The 621-nt window shown below is 78.7% G+C and carries 1 protein-coding gene; it reads left to right on the top strand.

Going from position 1 to position 621, the window contains the following annotated elements; all coding sequences use genetic code 11:
* On the top strand, positions 1 to 399 hold a 399-nt coding region (locus G3I42_RS24595; RefSeq protein WP_203607276.1), incomplete at its 5' end, for a hypothetical protein.
* Positions 400 to 621: the final 222 nt, after the last annotated feature.

Below are 621 nucleotides of genomic sequence, written 5' to 3'. Positions count from 1 at the left end.
GACACAGTGAAGCACGACAAGCTCGCCAAGGCAGTCTTCGCAGCCGGTGCCGTCCTCGCCGCCGGTGCCGCCGCCACCGGCACCGCCTCCGCCGCCGCGCCCACCGACGCGCTCGGCGCCCTGCCGCTCGGCTCCGTCACCGGCGCGCTGCCCGTGGGCGACGTGGCCGGTCAGGTGGCCTCCGGCGAGATCACGGAGAACCCGCTGGAGAACGAGACGGTCGCCGGCGCCGTCCACTCCGTCGAGCAGACCGGTGGTCAGCTCGCGGGCCAGGTCCAGCAGGCGCGCGCGGGCGGCCAGGGCCAGGGCAACGCCCCGATGGTCGGCGGCCTCCCCGCCGCCGGTCTCCTCGGCGGCCTCCCGGTCGGCGGTCTCCTCGGCGGCCTCCCGATCGGCTGAGTCCCGCCCCGTAGCGGCACCCCCCGCCGCACCGCAGCACCCGCCCCGCCCCCGGCCCCACCGGGGAGCGGGGCCCTGTCGTCCCGCACGCCTGGAGGTCCCCATGGACGACCCCTCCGACCGGTACACCGCCCTCGCCCGGCACGAGGAGCGCGTACGGCACGAGGAGCGGCGCCGCCGCGAGGCGAGGGCCGCCGCCATACGGCGTGCCGCCGCCGAGGC

The sequence above is a fragment of the Streptomyces sp. SID11385 genome, from assembly GCF_010548245.1.
Classification (GTDB): Bacteria; Actinomycetota; Actinomycetes; order Streptomycetales; family Streptomycetaceae; genus Streptomyces.
This window is presented reverse-complemented; position numbering and strand designations above follow the sequence as displayed.